Origin of the sequence: Brevundimonas nasdae (assembly GCF_019395145.1) — a bacterium.
In the GTDB taxonomy this organism is placed as follows: Bacteria; Pseudomonadota; Alphaproteobacteria; order Caulobacterales; family Caulobacteraceae; genus Brevundimonas; species Brevundimonas nasdae.
Genome location: NZ_CP080034.1, coordinates 1,162,236 through 1,178,242 on the forward strand (window position 1 = coordinate 1,162,236; position 16,007 = coordinate 1,178,242).

Annotated in this window: 19 protein-coding genes; 5 read left to right on the forward strand and 14 right to left on the reverse strand. The window is 66.1% G+C overall.

From position 1 onward, the window contains the following. Positions 1-2: 2 nt before the first annotated feature. The 3 genes from KWG56_RS05690 to mobC form a co-directional block, all read right to left on the reverse strand. Positions 3-374: a hypothetical protein gene (locus tag KWG56_RS05690; protein WP_219354046.1), complete on the reverse strand. Its 372-nt coding sequence runs from the start codon at positions 372-374 to the stop codon at positions 3-5. 97 nt (positions 375-471) lie between these two features. Beyond that, positions 472-1,461, reverse strand: coding sequence for a relaxase/mobilization nuclease domain-containing protein (locus KWG56_RS05695; RefSeq protein ID WP_219354047.1), 990 nt, complete (start codon positions 1,459-1,461; stop codon positions 472-474). Beyond that, the gene (gene mobC, locus KWG56_RS05700; RefSeq protein WP_219354048.1) at positions 1,458-1,988 is read right to left on the reverse strand and encodes a plasmid mobilization relaxosome protein MobC; all 531 of its coding nucleotides are present in this window, start codon (positions 1,986-1,988) and stop codon (positions 1,458-1,460) included. The genes KWG56_RS05695 and mobC overlap by 4 nt, the downstream gene beginning before the upstream one ends. A gap of 223 nt (positions 1,989-2,211) precedes the next feature. Between mobC and KWG56_RS05705 the strand changes: the two genes are divergently transcribed. Then, positions 2,212-3,075 carry an SDR family NAD(P)-dependent oxidoreductase gene (locus KWG56_RS05705; RefSeq protein ID WP_219354049.1) on the forward strand — a complete coding sequence of 288 codons (864 nt, stop codon included), beginning with the start codon at positions 2,212-2,214 and terminating at the stop codon, positions 3,073-3,075. 11 nt (positions 3,076-3,086) lie between these two features. Here the strand turns inward: KWG56_RS05705 and KWG56_RS05710 are convergent, their stop codons facing one another. The 6 genes from KWG56_RS05710 to KWG56_RS05735 form a co-directional block, all read right to left on the reverse strand. Beyond that, positions 3,087-3,260 (reverse strand): hypothetical protein, encoded by a 174-nt coding sequence (locus tag KWG56_RS05710; protein ID WP_219354050.1) that lies wholly within the window; start codon positions 3,258-3,260, stop codon positions 3,087-3,089. Positions 3,261-3,336: 76 nt separating this feature from the next. After that, positions 3,337-3,540, reverse strand: a complete 204-nt coding sequence (locus tag KWG56_RS05715) for a hypothetical protein (protein WP_219354051.1) — start codon at positions 3,538-3,540, stop codon at positions 3,337-3,339. A gap of 112 nt (positions 3,541-3,652) precedes the next feature. Then, positions 3,653-4,546: an ArdC family protein gene (locus KWG56_RS05720; protein WP_219354052.1), complete on the reverse strand. Its 894-nt coding sequence runs from the start codon at positions 4,544-4,546 to the stop codon at positions 3,653-3,655. A 74-nt stretch (positions 4,547-4,620) separates the two neighbouring features. Further along, positions 4,621-4,914 carry a DUF736 domain-containing protein gene (locus KWG56_RS05725; RefSeq protein ID WP_219354053.1) on the reverse strand — a complete coding sequence of 98 codons (294 nt, stop codon included), beginning with the start codon at positions 4,912-4,914 and terminating at the stop codon, positions 4,621-4,623. Between the two features lie 350 nt (positions 4,915-5,264). Next, the gene (locus KWG56_RS05730; protein ID WP_219354054.1) at positions 5,265-5,837 is read right to left on the reverse strand and encodes an SOS response-associated peptidase; all 573 of its coding nucleotides are present in this window, start codon (positions 5,835-5,837) and stop codon (positions 5,265-5,267) included. A gap of 58 nt (positions 5,838-5,895) precedes the next feature. Beyond that, on the reverse strand, positions 5,896-6,117 hold the full coding sequence (locus KWG56_RS05735) for a hypothetical protein (RefSeq protein WP_219354055.1): 222 nt from the start codon (positions 6,115-6,117) through the stop codon (positions 5,896-5,898). A gap of 242 nt (positions 6,118-6,359) precedes the next feature. Here KWG56_RS05735 and KWG56_RS05740 point away from each other — a divergent pair, with 242 nt between their 5' ends. Together KWG56_RS05740 and KWG56_RS05745 are read left to right on the forward strand one after the other, a co-directional pair. Next, on the forward strand, positions 6,360-7,115 hold the full coding sequence (locus tag KWG56_RS05740; protein WP_219354056.1) for an ImuA family protein: 756 nt from the start codon (positions 6,360-6,362) through the stop codon (positions 7,113-7,115). Beyond that, positions 7,030-8,547 carry a Y-family DNA polymerase gene (locus tag KWG56_RS05745; RefSeq protein ID WP_219354057.1) on the forward strand — a complete coding sequence of 506 codons (1,518 nt, stop codon included), beginning with the start codon at positions 7,030-7,032 and terminating at the stop codon, positions 8,545-8,547. Before KWG56_RS05740 ends, KWG56_RS05745 begins: the two co-directional genes overlap by 86 nt. Before the next feature lie 13 nt (positions 8,548-8,560). Here KWG56_RS05745 and KWG56_RS05750 read toward each other — a convergent pair whose 3' ends face one another. The 4 genes from KWG56_RS05750 to KWG56_RS05765 all read right to left on the reverse strand — a co-directional run bounded on the left by KWG56_RS05750 (position 8,561) and on the right by KWG56_RS05765 (position 11,335). Then, on the reverse strand, positions 8,561-9,019 hold the full coding sequence (locus KWG56_RS05750; RefSeq protein WP_219354058.1) for a hypothetical protein: 459 nt from the start codon (positions 9,017-9,019) through the stop codon (positions 8,561-8,563). Positions 9,020-9,094: 75 nt separating this feature from the next. Beyond that, positions 9,095-10,165 (reverse strand): DNA polymerase IV, encoded by a 1,071-nt coding sequence (gene dinB / locus KWG56_RS05755; RefSeq protein WP_219354059.1) that lies wholly within the window; start codon positions 10,163-10,165, stop codon positions 9,095-9,097. Between the two features lie 87 nt (positions 10,166-10,252). Next, positions 10,253-10,603 carry a hypothetical protein gene (locus KWG56_RS05760; RefSeq protein ID WP_219354060.1) on the reverse strand — a complete coding sequence of 117 codons (351 nt, stop codon included), beginning with the start codon at positions 10,601-10,603 and terminating at the stop codon, positions 10,253-10,255. A 57-nt stretch (positions 10,604-10,660) separates the two neighbouring features. After that, entirely contained in the window at positions 10,661-11,335 is a 675-nt protein-coding gene (locus KWG56_RS05765) for a hypothetical protein (RefSeq protein WP_219354061.1), read from the reverse strand. Between the two features lie 128 nt (positions 11,336-11,463). Here KWG56_RS05765 and KWG56_RS05770 point away from each other — a divergent pair, with 128 nt between their 5' ends. Then, positions 11,464-11,808, forward strand: coding sequence for a helix-turn-helix domain-containing protein (locus KWG56_RS05770; RefSeq protein ID WP_219354062.1), 345 nt, complete (start codon positions 11,464-11,466; stop codon positions 11,806-11,808). Between the two features lie 139 nt (positions 11,809-11,947). Here the strand turns inward: KWG56_RS05770 and KWG56_RS05775 are convergent, their stop codons facing one another. Beyond that, a complete protein-coding gene (locus KWG56_RS05775; protein ID WP_219354063.1) occupies positions 11,948-12,295 on the reverse strand; it encodes a hypothetical protein in 348 nt (115 codons plus the stop codon). 394 nt (positions 12,296-12,689) lie between these two features. On the opposite strand from KWG56_RS05775, the gene KWG56_RS05780 reads away from it, so the two are divergent. Continuing rightward, a complete protein-coding gene (locus KWG56_RS05780; RefSeq protein WP_219354064.1) occupies positions 12,690-15,944 on the forward strand; it encodes an error-prone DNA polymerase in 3,255 nt (1,084 codons plus the stop codon). Positions 15,945-16,007: the final 63 nt, after the last annotated feature.

Genomic DNA, 16,007 nt, shown 5'->3' on the forward strand with positions numbered 1-16,007 from the left:
GATCAGACCTTTGTCTTCAGGGGTTGGGCGGTGCAGTTCAACCGCGTGCGACGATTGCCGGCCTTGAGCGGCCCGGATGCGAAGAACGGCGCGACGCCAGCTTCGACCTCCATCGCGCCGTCGTAACGATTGACGCGCGCCTCGACGGCAGGCCGCCCCGGCGTCGCCGAGAAAACCATGCGATGACTGTAGTCGCTCGTCTCCAACCGCCCTTCGGGCGCGTCGGGTCCATTGGCCCAGACCGCCAGGTCGCGGCCGGTGTCGAGGACAAAGACCATGACCACCGCGCCGCTGCTGCAGGCGATCTGATTGCGGGTCGGCGGATCCAGATCCGGCGACCACGGCTTGCATCCCGACAAGGCCAGCAGGGCCATGCCGGCCGCTGCGCCGACTCGATGTTTTGCGCCCCACGTCATCGCCAGACCCTAGCCCGGGCGGCGTGCGCGGCAAACCGTCGAGATCGCCGCGCGCTCATCGTTCGGCCTCCGGACCGTCTCGCCTTCGCTCGAGACCTCGCCGGATCAAATCCGCCTGGGTCTCCACCCCAGGAAGGCTTCGAACGAAACCCTCCACCTCACGAGCGAGACGCGGATCCGGATTCGCCGCGTCAACGGAAAGCGCCATCGCCTCGCCGAGCAAGGCCCGGCGGATCTGTCTTTGCCGATCGACAAGGGCAGCCCGCCACGGCGCGGGCGTCTTCGACCCTGCCGTGGCCTCGCGTGTCGCCTCGACGATCAGACGCGGCGCCGGGCCGCCAGCCATGGATCGCTCGCGTAGTTTGCGCACCGGCATCCGTTCGGCCTTGCGCGTCACCCCTCGCGCGCGACGCGGCGTGGCCTCCGCCTCTATTCCGCGGGCCCGCAGCGCCATAGCGAACCCCTCTCGCCAGACCTGCAGATCCGCCTTGCGGGGATCGAGACGCACGCCGTCACGCCCCAAGGCCTGAACGGAAAGATGCACGTGAGGATGACGCCCCTCGTCATGCAGGGCGAAGACATAATCGAACCGTCCCCCGAAAACATCCGTCGCAAAGGCGCGCGCCGCATCCTCGAGGCGCCACGCCGACGTGCCGGCCGGCATGCTTAGGACGATCGATAGCGAGAGGGGCGCATCGCGTCTGCGACGCGGCGCCGCCTCCGCGTCAGACGCCCAGGCGTCCGCCAGTTCGCGCGCCCGGCGTGGGTCGGCCAGCCGTTCCCCCTCTCCCCCTTCGAGCGCGAGCTTTCCATTGCGACTGATATAGACGAGATGGGCGCGCAGGTGGGCCGCGTCGCGCGTCCGGCCTGTAATCTTGACCATGACCTCGGGCGTCCGCCGAACAACCCGGCGAACCTGATCCCGCAGCGACGACCGCCCCTCTCGGACGACACGCAGGACGCCCGGCGTCAACCGGGCGCGGCGCACATCGATCGGCGGGCGCAAAGCCTCCTCGAAGCCTCGCACATCGGCGAAGGCGCTCATCGCTCGCTCCAATAGTCGAGATTGCCCTCGAACCCCTGGCCTAAGGCGGTGATCCATGCACCGATCTCGGCCTGGAACGCGGCGAGTTGGGCGATCTCCAGGGCCAGCACCTGCCCCTCGAGCACGGCCGTGTTCAACGCCCTGACGATCTGATTGATGTTGACGCCGATTCGGCGCAACTCGCGACGACACTCGATGAAGCTCGTCTGTTCGAGCGGGACCAACTGAGGCCGTCCGTGTAGACGGCGCCGGATCAAGCCGACGCTCCACTGGGTCCGGGAAAGGCCCACCGCTGCAGATTCTTCCGCCAGGCGTGCCCCATCGAGGGGCGAGAGGCGAAGGGTCAGCTTCAATGACGCCCCTTGCGTCAACCCGGTCAGGGGCGCGTCCAGGGGCGCCGGAAAGGGCGCCTGCGCGGCCCGATCCATCAACCGTCGAAGGAGACGCGAGCGTCCGCCCTGGCCGACCGCCACCCGGTCGAAACGGCGGATCAGATCGGACGGGAGACGGACGGTGATGCGGTTCATTGGCGGAGGACCTCGTCAGACATTGCCAGCGCAATCCCTATCCTGCCCTAGACCCTCACCCTCTTCGCCCCGTAGGCCTACGAGGCTGCCCGCCCTCCCCTCGGCGTCCGTTCCGTCCGCTCGCCCGCCGCCCTGAAGGGCGCCCCAACCGGGCGGGACAACAGCCCTTGCTCCGCCTCAGCCCCTGGTTCATTCAAGGCCTCTCCCCAACCTTGGAGCCGACATGCCGCACGCCGCACTCACGCCTGGCGCCGTCGCCGTCATCACCGGCGGCGCGTCCGGCATCGGTCTTGCCGCCGCCCGCCGTTTCGCCGCTCTCGGCCTGACCGTCTGCATTGCGGATCTTGGCAAGGACCGTCTGAGCGAGGCCGTCCGCCTCATTCGCGCGGAGGCTGTCATGGGCGCAGACGTCGCCGCCTACGAAACGGACGTCGCCGATCGAACGGGCCTGGAAGCGCTCGAAGCGGCGGTCACGACGCGGTTCGGCGGCACGGACGTCCTGATGAACAATGCGGCGATCCAGACGCCCACCGACGCGTTCGGACCGACCGCCGATTGGCGCCGACTGCTAGAGGTCAATCTCTGGGGCGTGATCGACGGAAGCCAGGCCTTCGCACCGAACATGGTCAAGCGAGGTCGCCCGGGCCTGATCATCAACACCGGATCCAAACAGGGGATCACCACCCCGCCCGGAAACCCCGCCTACAATGTCTCCAAGTCCGGGGTGAAGACCTACACCGAAGCGCTCCAACACCAGTTGCGCAATACCCCGGGCCATGCGGTTTCCGCCCACCTCCTGATCCCAGGCTATGTCTTCACGCCCCTCGCGGCAGGCGACCGTCCGGACAAGCCGGCCGGCGCATGGACGGCGGACCAAACGATCGACTTCATGCTCGAGCGACTGACGCTGGGCGACTTCTACATCCTGTGCCCGGACGAGGACGTCGATCGCGCCCTCGACGAGAAGCGGATCGCCTGGGCGGCCGGCGATCTGATCAATAATCGACCGCCCTTGTCTCGGTGGCATCCCGAGTACGCTCCCCTGTTCGACGCCTTCATCGCCGGTCCGGGCGGTCCTAAAACCTGATCGAGATTTGGTCAGGCTTCAAGAATGCGGTCGCGCTGCTCGGTCCAGATCTGACGCCCCCGTCGGCGCCCCCGTCGGCGTTCGATCTCACGCATCGCGCCCTCCAGACGACGGGCGTCCGAGAGGTCGCGAACGAGGGCGTGATGGGTCTCAGGGATATCGGCGGCGGGATCGACGGGCGGCATGACGGCCTCCGGTGTGAGCGCTGAAGCCGAGCAAACGCGTCAAGATCCCAGACGTTCGCGCTCAGCTTGAGGCGGACTAGGCGCCGATCAGAGCAGCGTACCGCGCTCGGGCCTTGTCCTCATCGTAGAAGATCTCCGACTGGCGCGGCGGGACGATTACATAATACATGGTCACAGGCGCGAAGGTCATCCGCTCGCGCCGCCACAGCGCCGCCCCCTCGCGCCCTTCCAGCCGCGTCCAAGCGCCATCGTCATTCGGGTGATCGGGGATGGCGGCCATATTGTCTCCTCATAGGTCTTGCGTCCACCTAGGCGCCCCTCGCGGCCAGATTAGGGTCGCAGCCTAAATCTCCCGTCGCGCGCCGGACAGACGCGCGACGGGATCTCGAACCTCACCCGTCGTCCGGTTGCAGGCCATGAAGTAAGGCGACAGCACGTTGAGCATGGGCGGCGGCCGAGACGATGAAACGGGTGTCGTTGCGCAACACCTCGAGCCATGAGGCCAGATAGGCGGCATGGTCCTCTCGGGGCTCCAGCGTCAGTCCGAGATCAGCGCAGAGGAAGGCTGATCCAATCTCAGCGACCATCTCTTCGCGGGCGTAGCCGGCGTCCCCATGACGGCGACGACCGAAGTCCCGATCCAGCCGCGTCGCATGCCGGGTCCAGTGGGTCATCTCATGGCCCAGGGTGGCGTAATAGGCTTCGGCGCTTTCGAAACACTCGAACAGCGGCATCTGCACATAGTCCGGTTCCGGCGCATAATAGGCGCATCCACCGCCATGCCGGATCTCGGCTGAGCACTGGGTGAAGAAGGTCTCGGCTCTAGCGATCCGATGGTCTGGATTGATCGCAGGCGGCGCGACCGCCGCATAGGTTTCGGGCAGACCCTCGATCTGGTCGAGGTTGAACACCGTGTAGGCTTTCAGGAAGGGAATACGCTGTTCGTTCTCCTCGCCAGCCTCGTCGGTCTCCTGGCGAACGATCTGGTTGGCGTAGACGACTGTTGCGCCTCGCTCGCCCTTGCGGACATGACCGCCCAAGGCCAGAGCCTGGCGAAAGGTCATCCAGGTGGCTGCGCCATAGCCGCGTGCGGCGGCCTCGGCCCAGAGAAGCAGAATATTGACGCCGCTGTAGGGCGTGCCGTCGTGACGGAGAGGACGGCTGACGGAGGTCTGGCTCTTCCAAGGTTGGGTCCAGGGCCGCACGCCGGCCTCCAACTGGACGATGATCTGTTGAGTGATCCGGCTGTAGATGTCCGGACGAGCGGGATCGGCGGGGCGCGTCATGGCGGCCTCCTCGAAACGGATGGTGGAAAAAGGGAGCGGCGGCGCGTCGCCCGCGCCGCCGCGGCTTGCTGGTCTCAGCGGGACCAGATCAGGCTGTGTCCGCCCTCGACCTCGACCAGGGAGGCGTAGATCGGGGCCGGGAAGCTGGGGTCGTCGAGCTTGACCGAGAGGTATTCGCGGTTCTGCTGGCTCGTCTTCTTCCAGGCGGCGCCGAACTCGATCTGACCCGCGAAGATGCGGTAGTCCGGAGCCTTGTCGTCGCTCTTCTCATTGGGCCGCAGAACCGCCTGCCGAACGTTGAGGGTGAGGGTCTTGATCGAACCGGTGAAGCCGTCGCCTTGGGCGGTGAAGGTTCCGATGGCAGCCATGTCAGTCTCTCCTGTGCTTCGGGCCACGCCAGTCGCGGCCTCGATGGCGATCGGAGGACCGGGGCCCGGATCGGCGCGCAGGGAGAGCGCAGCGAGCCCCCGCAGCATGGCGAAGGACCGCTGGAGCGTCTTTCTTGTCGCGCGAGGAGGCCGCAAGGCCGGGGAAGAAAGTCGTGAAAGCGGTTGCGCAAGCCGGCCGGGCTTCGGTCAGATCCGCCCCTTCGAGCGGCCGCGCCGTTTGGCACGATAAAGGAAACGAAATACGCTGAGGCGCCGTCTCAACCGGTCTACCGCCTTGGCGGCCACAAGGGCGAACACCCTGCCCTCACCCTCGCTCCGGCGTCAGGACGTCAGCCCGGGAAGACCTTTTCGACATTGAGACTGCCGGCCGGCAGGGGCCGCAACAGATCGCGTTCGGAGCCCCGGAGATCGAGCCAGGCCGCGCCCTCTTCGGGTCGCAGCACGACGATCTGTCGGTCATGATAGGGAGCGATATCCGCACCCGGTTCGGTGGTCAGCATGGCGAAGGCGTCCTGTCGGACCAGGCCTGCGATCCAGAACAGCGGCGCGTCGGCGAGGCTGAAGCGCCACTTGGTCTTTCTTTTCTGCCCCGGTTCAGCGGCCGTAAACTCGAAAAACCCATCCGCCGGGATCAAGCACCGCTGCACGTCGGCAAAGGATCGATCGTCAGATCTGAAGTTGAACACCGGCCGCCCCTGCGGCGATCGCCAGGACCAGGGCAGAAGCCGCAACTCAGCGCCCGCCTCGCTCGTCCTGATCACGGGCGCCCGATCACCAATCCGGATGGACTCCTGAGGCTCGAGATTAGGCCGGCCCTCGGGGAAGGCCGCCGCTACGCCGTCCTCGACCAGGGTTGCGACAATGTCGGCGATCGGCAGCTTGAGCTGGTATTCGTTGCACACAGCCTGGCCTCTTACAGGTCGATGACGGATCGCGTGGAACCGGGCCCCGCATCTAACCCTAGGCGAAGGGCTCGCGCATCATCCACTCCCGAAAGGCGTCGGCGTCCGCCTGGGCGCCGAAGTGGAAATTGTCCGACATGGCGTAGAACCAGCCCGTTCCCGGCCGCGCCGTCAGCCACTCCACCATGCGCGCGCGGACGACTGGACCACGATCAATGAGGCTCAGGGTGGTGATCCGGTCGCGCATGCGCGCCCATTCGGCAGGGGTCAGTTGTCTCATGGGCGCGCCTAGGAGACCGCTTCGCCAGACTTGTCGATGCGCCTTCGACGATTATCGACAGTTCCCAGCGTTCGTCCACGATTGACGACTGGGTCCAGCATCTTCGTTGGAGGCGTGAAGCTCGATCAGTTCGTCGCCACCCACAGTTCGCCGCACGACGCTTCGGCGAAGCGGCTTGACTCCCGGACCGTTCGATAAGAACAAATGCGGAACATCAATCCCCCTTCGAAGTTCAGGAGATCATGACCGTCCCCCCGTCCGCCTTCCAAGCCTTGCGCACCGAGATCGCCCGGATCGAGGCTGGTCGGCGCGTGCCCAGCGGGGTTCTACCCTTCGGCCTGGAGCCTATGGACCGCAGACTGCCCTGCGGCGGACTGACCCTCGGCGCACTGCACGAGGTTGCGGGCGGCGGGGACGGCGCGGTGAACGGCGCGGCCGCCGCGCTGTTCGCGGCGGGGATCGCAGCGCGCACGCCGGGGCCCGTTCTATGGTGCGTCACCCGGCCGGACCTGTTCGCCCCGGCGCTCGAACAGGCGGGGCTCTCCTCCAACAGGGTCATCTATGCGGAAGCCGGCGACGAGGCCGGACTTCTGGCCGCCTTCGAAGACGGCCTACGCCACGGCGGTTTCGGCGCCGTCGTCGGCGAGGTGGCGCGGCTGTCGATGACGGCCTCGCGTCGCCTCCAACTCGTCGCCGAGGAATCCGGGTCCATGGGCCTGGCCGTCAGACGATGGCGACGCCAGGCGGAGGCGGCCGAGTTCGGCCAACCCACGGCGGCAGCGACGAGGTGGCGGGTCACCGCCCTGCCCTCCGCCCCTCTGCCGGTCGCCGGCGTCGGTCGCCCCCGCTGGTTCGTCGAACTGATCCGCTGCCGCGCCGGAGACTGCGCGGATTTCGAACTGGAAGCCTGCGATGAGACGGGTCGTCTCGCTCTACCTGCCCACCTGGTCGACCGACCGATTGAGACGCCGGCTTGGGCCGGACTCGCCGTCGCCTGAGACGCCACTCGTCCTGGTCGGCCGTCAGGGGCGAAAACGCCTCGTCCTGGCCGCCGACCCCGCCGCCCTAGCGCACCGTCTCCACCCCGGGATGGCGGCAACCCAGGCCCGCGCCCTTGTCGGCGACCTGGTCGTCCACGACTTCGATCCCGCCGGCGACGCCAGCGCCCTGGATCAGTTGGCGCTCTGGGCTCTGCGGCGCTACGCCCCGATCGTCGCCGCAGATCCTCCGGACGGCCTAGTGCTCGATGTCACGGGCGCGACCCACCGATACGGCGGCGACCAGGCCCTGCTCGACGACTTGATCGCCCAAACGACAAGCGTGGGCCTGAACGCCCGCGCCGCCTTGGCCGACACCTGGGCTAGCGCCCACGCCCTGGCCCGCCATCTTGCTCTACCGAGCCTTACGGTCGAACGCGGCGGCCCGGCCCTCTCCGACCTGCCGCCCCGCGCCCTTCGTCTCCCCCCCGACATGGTCGAGGGTCTGGGCCGTCTCGGCGTCGATACGATCGGCGAACTCGAGGCGCGGCCGCGCGCGCCTCTGGCGCTGCGCTTCGGCCCCGAACTGACCAGACGCCTTGACCAGGCCTATGGGCGCGCGGCCGAGCCGATCACGCCGATCGATACGCCCGATCTCGTCCAGGTTCGCCGTGTTTTCGCCGAACCGATCGGCGCGCCCGAGACCCTGGCCCGCTATACGCTCAAACTGGTTGAGGCCCTGTGCGTAGACCTCGAAGCCAAGGGGTTGGGCGCCACGCGCCTCGACCTACGCTTCGAACGCGTCGACAACCGGACCGAGGCGATCCGCGTCGGCACGGCCCGACCGGTCCGGGACGTCAAACGTCTCACCCGCCTGTTGTGCGACAAGATCGAGACCGTCGATCCCGGCCTGGGCGTCGAGGCGATGAGCCTGGCCGCGCCGATCGCCCTGCCCCTCGACTGGGCGCCGATCGCTGGTGATCTGACCGGCCCGGCGGCGCCCGAGATCGGCGACCTGGTCGATCTCCTCGCCAATCGCCTGGGGCCACAACGGCTTTATCGCCTGGCTCCGGCCCAGAGCGACGTGCCCGAGCGTTCGACCCGCAAACTTCCTCCCACCGCCCCGCCGGTGACCGAGACCTGGCCGAGACGTTGGCCGCGCCCCTCGCGGCTCCTGGACCGCCCGGAGGCGATCGAAGCGGTCGCCCTCCTCCCGGACCAGCCGCCTGTGGCCTTCACCTGGCGCCGGATCCGTCACCGGGTCCGCCGTGCGGACGGCCCCGAACGCATCTTCGGCGAATGGTGGCGGCGCGACGGCGAGCGCGACGCCGTGCGTGACTATTTCCAACTCGAGGACGAGGCGGGCGCCCGCTTCTGGGTCTATCGCCGCGGCGATGGCGAACAGGCCCACACCGGCGACCTCACCTGGTGGCTGCATGGTTTGTTCGGCTAGGCAGACAAAGCGCTCATTGCCGCGACTGACTGGCCGCAGCCTTACGTAGCGCTTGGTCCGACCGTTCGGCCAACACGCGATCTCCAACCTCAAGATCCGTGATCGCGCCAGGCCACACGTCGTTCACGCTATGACAATAGGCGCGAACATCATCGCTTAAGCCGGTCGCGGCATCGATGAGCTCATCCGCCGGCAGGTCGTAGAGCGGTTCAGAAAACGGGATCGTCGACCGTTCGCGCGCCACGCCGGCTTCAATGATGCGGGACACAGTCTCACGGCTCCAACCGGCCTCAACGGCACGCGCCGCAAACCGATTGGCCAGGTCCTCGGCGACCAGTTCGTCGACGGGATAGCCCTGCCGGCCGCAAACCGCGAGGGCCTCGCCTAGACGCCCGGCGTCATGGCCCTCGCGCACAAGATCGGCCTTCGGCAAGGTCTGCAGCAACGTCATGAGGAGAAGAGGAATGACCAAGACGGCTCCCGATGGTGATCCCGGCCGTGCGTCGGTCCAGCCTTTGAAAGCCCCGCCGGACCGCCGGTTCCGCGTTCACGAGAGGACGAGGGCCTCTGACTGCGCCACCTTCTCCAGGTTGGAGACGCTGACCCCGACCAACCGCACCCCCTTGGGCAAGGGATAGAGGGCGCGCATCAGAAGACGGGCCGCATCCTGCAACTGGGCCAGCGACGTCACCGGTTCGCGAAAGGAGCGGCTGCGCGTCGATTGCTGGAAGTCGGCCCATTTCACCTTGACGGTGACGGTGCGGCCAAAGCTCCCCGCCTTTTCGCACCAGGTCCAGACATCGTCCGCCATCTCCGCCACGCCCGCCTCAACGGCGGCGGGATCCGTCAGGTCCGACGCAAAGGTGGTTTCCGATCCGCTCGACTTACGGGTCCGATCCGGATTGACCGGTCGGTCGTCCTGGCCGCGCGCGATGGCGTAGTACCAGGGTCCTGACTTGCCGAAATGGTGCTGCAGAAAGGCCAGGGACTGGCGACGCAAATCGGCGCCGGTCTTCAGACCGAGCCGTTCCATCTTCGCGCCGGTCACCGGCCCCACGCCATGGAACCGTTGGACCGGCAGATCCTCGACAAAGGCCTCGCCGCGCCCAGGCGCCACGACGAACTGTCCGTTGGGCTTTCTCGGGTCTGAGGCGAGCTTGGCCAGGAACTTATTGTAGGAGATGCCTGCCGAGGCGGTCAGGCCAGTCTCTTTGAGGATCCGCGCTCGTATTTCCTCGGCCGTCGCGGAGGCCGTCCCCAGACCGCGTCGATCCGCCGTAACATCCAGATAAGCCTCGTCCAGCGACAGGGGTTCGATCAGGTCGGTGTAGTCGGCGAAGATGGCATGGATCTGCGCCGATACGGCGCGATAGACCTCAAAGCGCGGCGGCGCGAAGATCAGGTCCGGGCATTTGCGCAAGGCCGTGGTCGACGGCATGGCCGAGCGGACGCCGAACCGGCGCGCCTCGTAACTGGCCGCGGCCACGACGCCGCGCGAAGCGGCGTGTCCGACGGCGACCGGACGGCCGCGAAGGCTCGCATCGTCCCGCTGCTCCACGGACGCAAAGAAGGCGTCCATGTCCACATGGACGATCTTGCGGATGGGTCGATCCTGCATGAGCGTTCAATAGCGACAAAAGAACGAATGAGGAACAACATCTTCGCAAACCCATCTCAGACAGACGCACGGCGCCGCCGAAAGCGCTCAAACGATGATCGTATCCAACACCGCTCTCGTTTCGCGAAGAGCGATCAGGTCCGGCGTCCCATCCGCTTGGACGTCGATCGCGCGACAGAAGGTCAGTTGGGACGACTGGGGCGGCCTGGGATTGAAACCGGCCTGGACCAGGCGTGAACCAAGGCGCTCCGCGTCCGACAATCCGTCTGCGAGAAACTGCACGCCGAAGAGATCCTGCCCTCTTGCATGGCCCGCCCAATACCGGATGCCAGAGCGCAAGGGTTCGGACCGGAGGTAGCGACCGCTGGCCGCTCGCGTCGCCGGCGCGATGCCAAGATCTTCAAAAAGTCTTTGGGTACGAACACCAGGATTCGGCATGACGCGGCCTCCCTTCACAAACATCTCAATGACGCTTCCTAACCTAGCCGCGATCGGTCAAGGCTGTTCCAGCGCCACGCTCCGCCCACCCCAGATCAGAAAATCCAGCTTGCGGTGAATGTGGAGTGCGGACGCGCCCGGCACATCGGCGAAGGTCAGATCAAATACGTGGCCCCACTCGAGAGCTTCAGGCGTCTCCGCCAAAGCTTCGAAGACCGCAAGCAGCCACCGATAATAGGCCATCGCCTGGTCCTGCCCGCCGCCGAACGCCGGCGCGTCCATAAGAGCTGCGAGCCGCAGGCGGATAACGCTGTCGATGATCGGCCCTTCCGACCTGACAGCGGACACCGCCTTGCTGACAAAGGACGCTTCGACCCGTCCGGTTCGCTCCGACACCGCCCCCAAGAGGGTATCGAATAGATCCGAGGTCGAACCCGCGCCGGCCTTGTTCTCCTCGAAAGCGGTATAGAAGGCGTCTCGCCAAGCCGCGTTGCGGCGGACGCCATAAAAACCATTGAACCGGCGGCGATAGTGTTCGGCGCCCTCACCCCTGAGATCGATCTTACCTACCTCGTCTCGAAGCATGCAGCAGACCGCCACGGGCGAGACCTTGCGGGCCTTGATGAGGGTGATTGCGGCGCCGTGGAGGCCCGGCAGGCGTCGGGCGAGCCTCGTGATTTCCTCACCCGACGGACGCAACGGTAGGTTTGGAACGGGCGGCAGGACGAGCATGAAGCAAGCTGTCCGCGATTTGCCCAGAGATGTCGATGATCGCCAAGCGGAGATAAGGGCCCACGCGTTCGGCCCGCCAAGCCGCACACGGTTTGCTAGACTTGAACGAAGCCGAATATGGTTAAGCCATGAGCGAAGATCCTGATCCCGTCGACGTCCAGTTGGGCGGCGCCATCCGCATGCGACGTGAGGCGTTAAATCTGAGCCAGGCGGCGCTGGGCGGCCAGATCGGCGTCACCTTCCAACAGGTTCAGAAATACGAGCGCGGCGTGAATAGGGTCTCCGCCTCTCGCCTGCTGCAGATCGCCGCCGTCCTGGAGATTCCCGCCAGTGAACTGCTCGGCGAACGCTCAGATGACAACAAGCCCGGCGCAGCAACCTTGCTCGCCTGGTACAATCAGATCGAAACTGAGGAGCACCGTGCGGCGCTCTTGGCGCTCGCAAAGGCGTTGCGCCCTGTTACGGCGGCCTGACGCGGGGTGGCTTTTCGCGTCTAACCAACCATAAACCGCGCGCCAAACCAGGCAGCCAGAGCCGCCAAGCTCCATCCGCATAGGCCAAAGACGATTCAGGCGGTCACCCGGACTGCGCCGCTCCCCTTCGGCTCGCCGATCACGCCACTGTCCTGCGAATGCCTAGGATGGCGCGAGCCATCACCCGATTGATGACCGCCAGGATCAGGCCGCCGCGACGGATTTCGAGATTGTAGAGCAGATCGCGACCGATGCGGATCAAGGTCATCGGATCATGATCGATGTCCAGGCGGCAGGCCGCCTCGATCAGGCCGGGATCCAGGGGCGCAATCTCGTGCTCGTCGCGAACGCTTGCCCATTCGAGATTGGCCGACCGGAGCCGTGCTGCGAAGTCTGCGGCGGAAACGCTCGGCGGCAACAGTCGCTGTCGAAAGGCGAAGATCGCGAACTGGCTCAATCGATTGTTCGGCACCACCATGACAGACACAGGCGCCCACTCCTCTCAACCAGATGCATAACAAGACACATTGCATACTTAGGGTTGTCAACTGGAGGATCAGAGGCCTTTTGAGAATGACGGCCCAAGGATCACTTTTGTGGTCCCCAACACCCACGGCCTGAAACTCTGGCGCCCCTGGCCGCGGACCTGCCGGTTCGCCCTGGTCCCGGACGACCTCAACCCCTTTCATTGCAACCGTTTTCCCTGCGGCGGTCTGTGGTCCCGCCCGGACCGTGTCGCCTGCCTGCACCTCAAGGCTCCGGCCAAACCCTGGCCGCCGGCCTCCCCCAACGCCTCCGCGTCTCTCAAAGAATTCTAACGGCGACGCTTGCCAGAGCCTGAGTTTTTGGCGCACGGCGAAATGAGAACAAACAATGAACTTATGTCCTACGTCGAACTCCAGGCCACGTCCCATTTCTCCTTCCTGCGCGGCGCCAGTTCTTGCGAACTGCTGTTCGAACAGGCGCGCCTATGCGGCCTGGAGGCCTTGGCCATCGTCGACCGCAACTCCCTGGCCGGGATCGTCCGCGCTCATGAAGCGGCCAAGGCCTCTGGCGTCCGCCTGATCGTGGGCTGCCGTCTCGACCTTGCCGATGGCGCCGGCGTTCTGGTCTATCCGACCGACCGCCCCGCCTATTCCCGACTGACGCGACTGCTGTCGCTCGGCAAGCGCCGCGCCGGCAAGGCCAAATGCCATCTCGAGTGGGCCGATCTGAAGGACTGGTCCGAAGGTCTGATCGCCATCCTCGTCCCCGACGAGGCGGACGAGACCTGCGCCGCCAATCTACGTCGGCTCAAGGCGACGTTCCCGGCCGGGGCCTATCTGGCCCTGACCCTCCGACGGCGCCCTGGGGATGCGCTGCGTCTGCACGACCTGGCCAATCTGGCGGCCCAGGCCGACGTGCCGACCGTGGTGACCAACGACGCCCTCTTCCATCATCCCGATCAAAGACTGCTGCAAGACGTGGTCACCTGCGTCCGCCATGGCTGCACCATCGACGAACTGGGCTTCCGCCGCGAACGCCACGCCGACCGCTACCTCAAGCCGCCGGCCGAGATGCACCGGCTGTTCAAAGCCTATCCCGAAGCGCTGGCGCGCTCCGTCGAAATCGCCGACCGTTGCCGCTTCTCGCTCGACGAACTGGCCTATCAGTATCCCGACGAGGTCTCGACGCCCGGCATGACGCCGCAACAGACTCTGGAGCAACTGACCTGGGCCGGCGCCGCCGACCGCTATCCCGAAGGCCTGCCCGACAAGGTGGTCGCCGCCCTGCGTCACGAGCTCGATCTGATCGGCAAGCTCGACTACGCCCCCTATTTCCTGACGGTGAACTCCATCGTCCGCTTCGCCCGCAGCCGGGACATCCTGTGCCAGGGGCGCGGCTCGGCCGCCAACTCGGCGGTCTGTTTCGTACTGGGCATCACCTCCATCGATCCGGGCCGTAACGACCTGCTGTTCGAGCGGTTCGTCAGCCAGGAGCGCAAGGAACCGCCGGACATCGACGTCGACTTTGAGCACGAGCGGCGCGAGACGGTGATGCAGTGGATCTTCGAGACCTATGGCCGGAACCACGCTGCCCTCTGTTCGGTCGTGACCCGCTATCGCTCCAGGGGCGCGCTCAGAGACGTCGGCAAGGCGCTCGGCCTCAGCGAGGACCTGATCAAGACCCTGTCCTCCCAGGTCTGGAGCTATTCCAGCGAGGGCGTCGAGGACCGGCATGCCGAGGAACTGAACCTCAGCCTCAAGGACCGCCGATTAAGACTCGCGCTCGACCTGTCGCGGCAACTGATCGGCGCCCCGCGCCATCTCAGCCAGCACCCTGGCGGCTTCGTCCTAACCCATGACCGCCTGGACGACCTCGTGCCGATCGAACCGGCGGCGATGAAGGACCGCCAGGTGATCGAGTGGGACAAGGACGACATTGATGTTCTGAAGTTCATGAAGGTCGATGTCCTGGCGCTGGGCATGCTCAGTTGCATGAAGCGCGGCTTCGACCTCTTGGCTGAGTACAAGGGGACCAACCTCGACCTAGCGACCATCCCCGCTGAGGATCCCAAGACCTATGCGATGATCAGGAAGGCCGACACCCTGGGCGTCTTTCAGATCGAGAGCCGGGCCCAGATGGCCATGCTGCCTCGGATCAAGCCCAGAACCTTCTACGACCTAGTAATTGAGGTCGCTATCGTCCGTCCCGGCCCGATCCAGGGCGACATGGTCCACCCCTATCTGCGGCGCCGCGAAGGCAAGGAGGAGGTCGACTATCCAAAGCCCGAACTGGAGAAGGTTCTGGGCAAGACGCTTGGGGTGCCGCTTTTCCAGGAACAAGCCATGCGGGTCGCCATCGAATGCGCCGGATTTACGGCCTCAGAGGCCGACCAACTCCGTCGCGCCATGGCGACCTTCAAGTTCACGGGCGGCGTCAGCCACTTCAAGGACAAGCTGGTCAACGGCATGGTCGAGCGCGGCTATACGAGCGCGTTCGCCGAGAAGACCTTCAGCCAACTCGAAGGCTTCGGCTCCTACGGATTCCCAGAGAGCCACGCGGCCTCCTTCGCCCTGATCGCCTACGCCTCCTCCTGGCTCAAATGTCATCACCCGGACGTCTTCTGCGCCGCCCTGCTGAACGCCCAACCCATGGGCTTCTATGCGCCGGCTCAGATCGTCCGCGACGCCCAGCAGCACCAGGTCGAGGTCCGACCGGTCTGCATCAACGCGAGTCGCTGGGACTGCACGCTCGAACCCGCCGACGCGGGCAATCCTCTCGCCGTCCGCCTAGGCTTAAGAATGGTGCGCGGCCTCTCCAACGCCGATGCGGCCCGGATCCTCGCCGCCCGTGAAACTCGCCCGTTCACCACAGTCGACGACCTCTGGCGCCGCGCCGGCGCCCAGATCGCCAGCCTGGTCAAACTGGCTGAGGCCGACGCCTTTCGCCCGAACCTGAAGCTCGAGCGCCGTGATGCGCTCTGGGCCATCAAGGCGCTACGCGACGAACCGCTTCCCCTCTTCGCCGCCGCCGACGCCCGGGACCGCCAACCCGAGATCCTCGAGCCCGAGCCCAACCTCAAACCCATGACGCCGGGCCGCGAAGTGGTCGAAGACTATGGTCACGTCGGCCTGACGCTGCGCGACCATCCCCTCGCCTTCCTGCGTGGTGATCTGCAATCCCGACACGTCATGACCTGCGCCGACGGCACGGCCATGCGCGACCGTCGCCAGACCCGCGTCGCCGGACTGGTTCTGGTTCGCCAGAAACCCGGCAGCGCCAAGGGTGTGATGTTCATCACCATTGAGGACGAGACTGGGGTCGCCAATCTGGTGATCTGGCCGAGCCTCTACGAAGAACAGCGGCGCATAGTTCTGTCCGCCACAATGCTTGTGGTCGACGGCCAGGTTCAGCGTGAAGGCGAGGTCGTCCATATCGTCGCGACCAGACTTCACGACGCCTCAAGCCTGCTCGCCTCGGTCGGCGACCGACAATCTCCCTTCCCCCTGCCCCACGGCCGCGGCGACGAGTTCCATCATGCCAGCCCGCCCGATCCTCGCGGCGCCGCCCCGCGAACAATCAGGCCCCGCGACATCTACATCCCCGACCTGCATCTCGACACGATCCGGCCAAAGACCAGGGACTTCCGGTAAGCGCTATCGCCAGTTCAGGCGCCGAGGGCGGTCCGTCGACTTCCCGCCCGACACGTAGGAGCA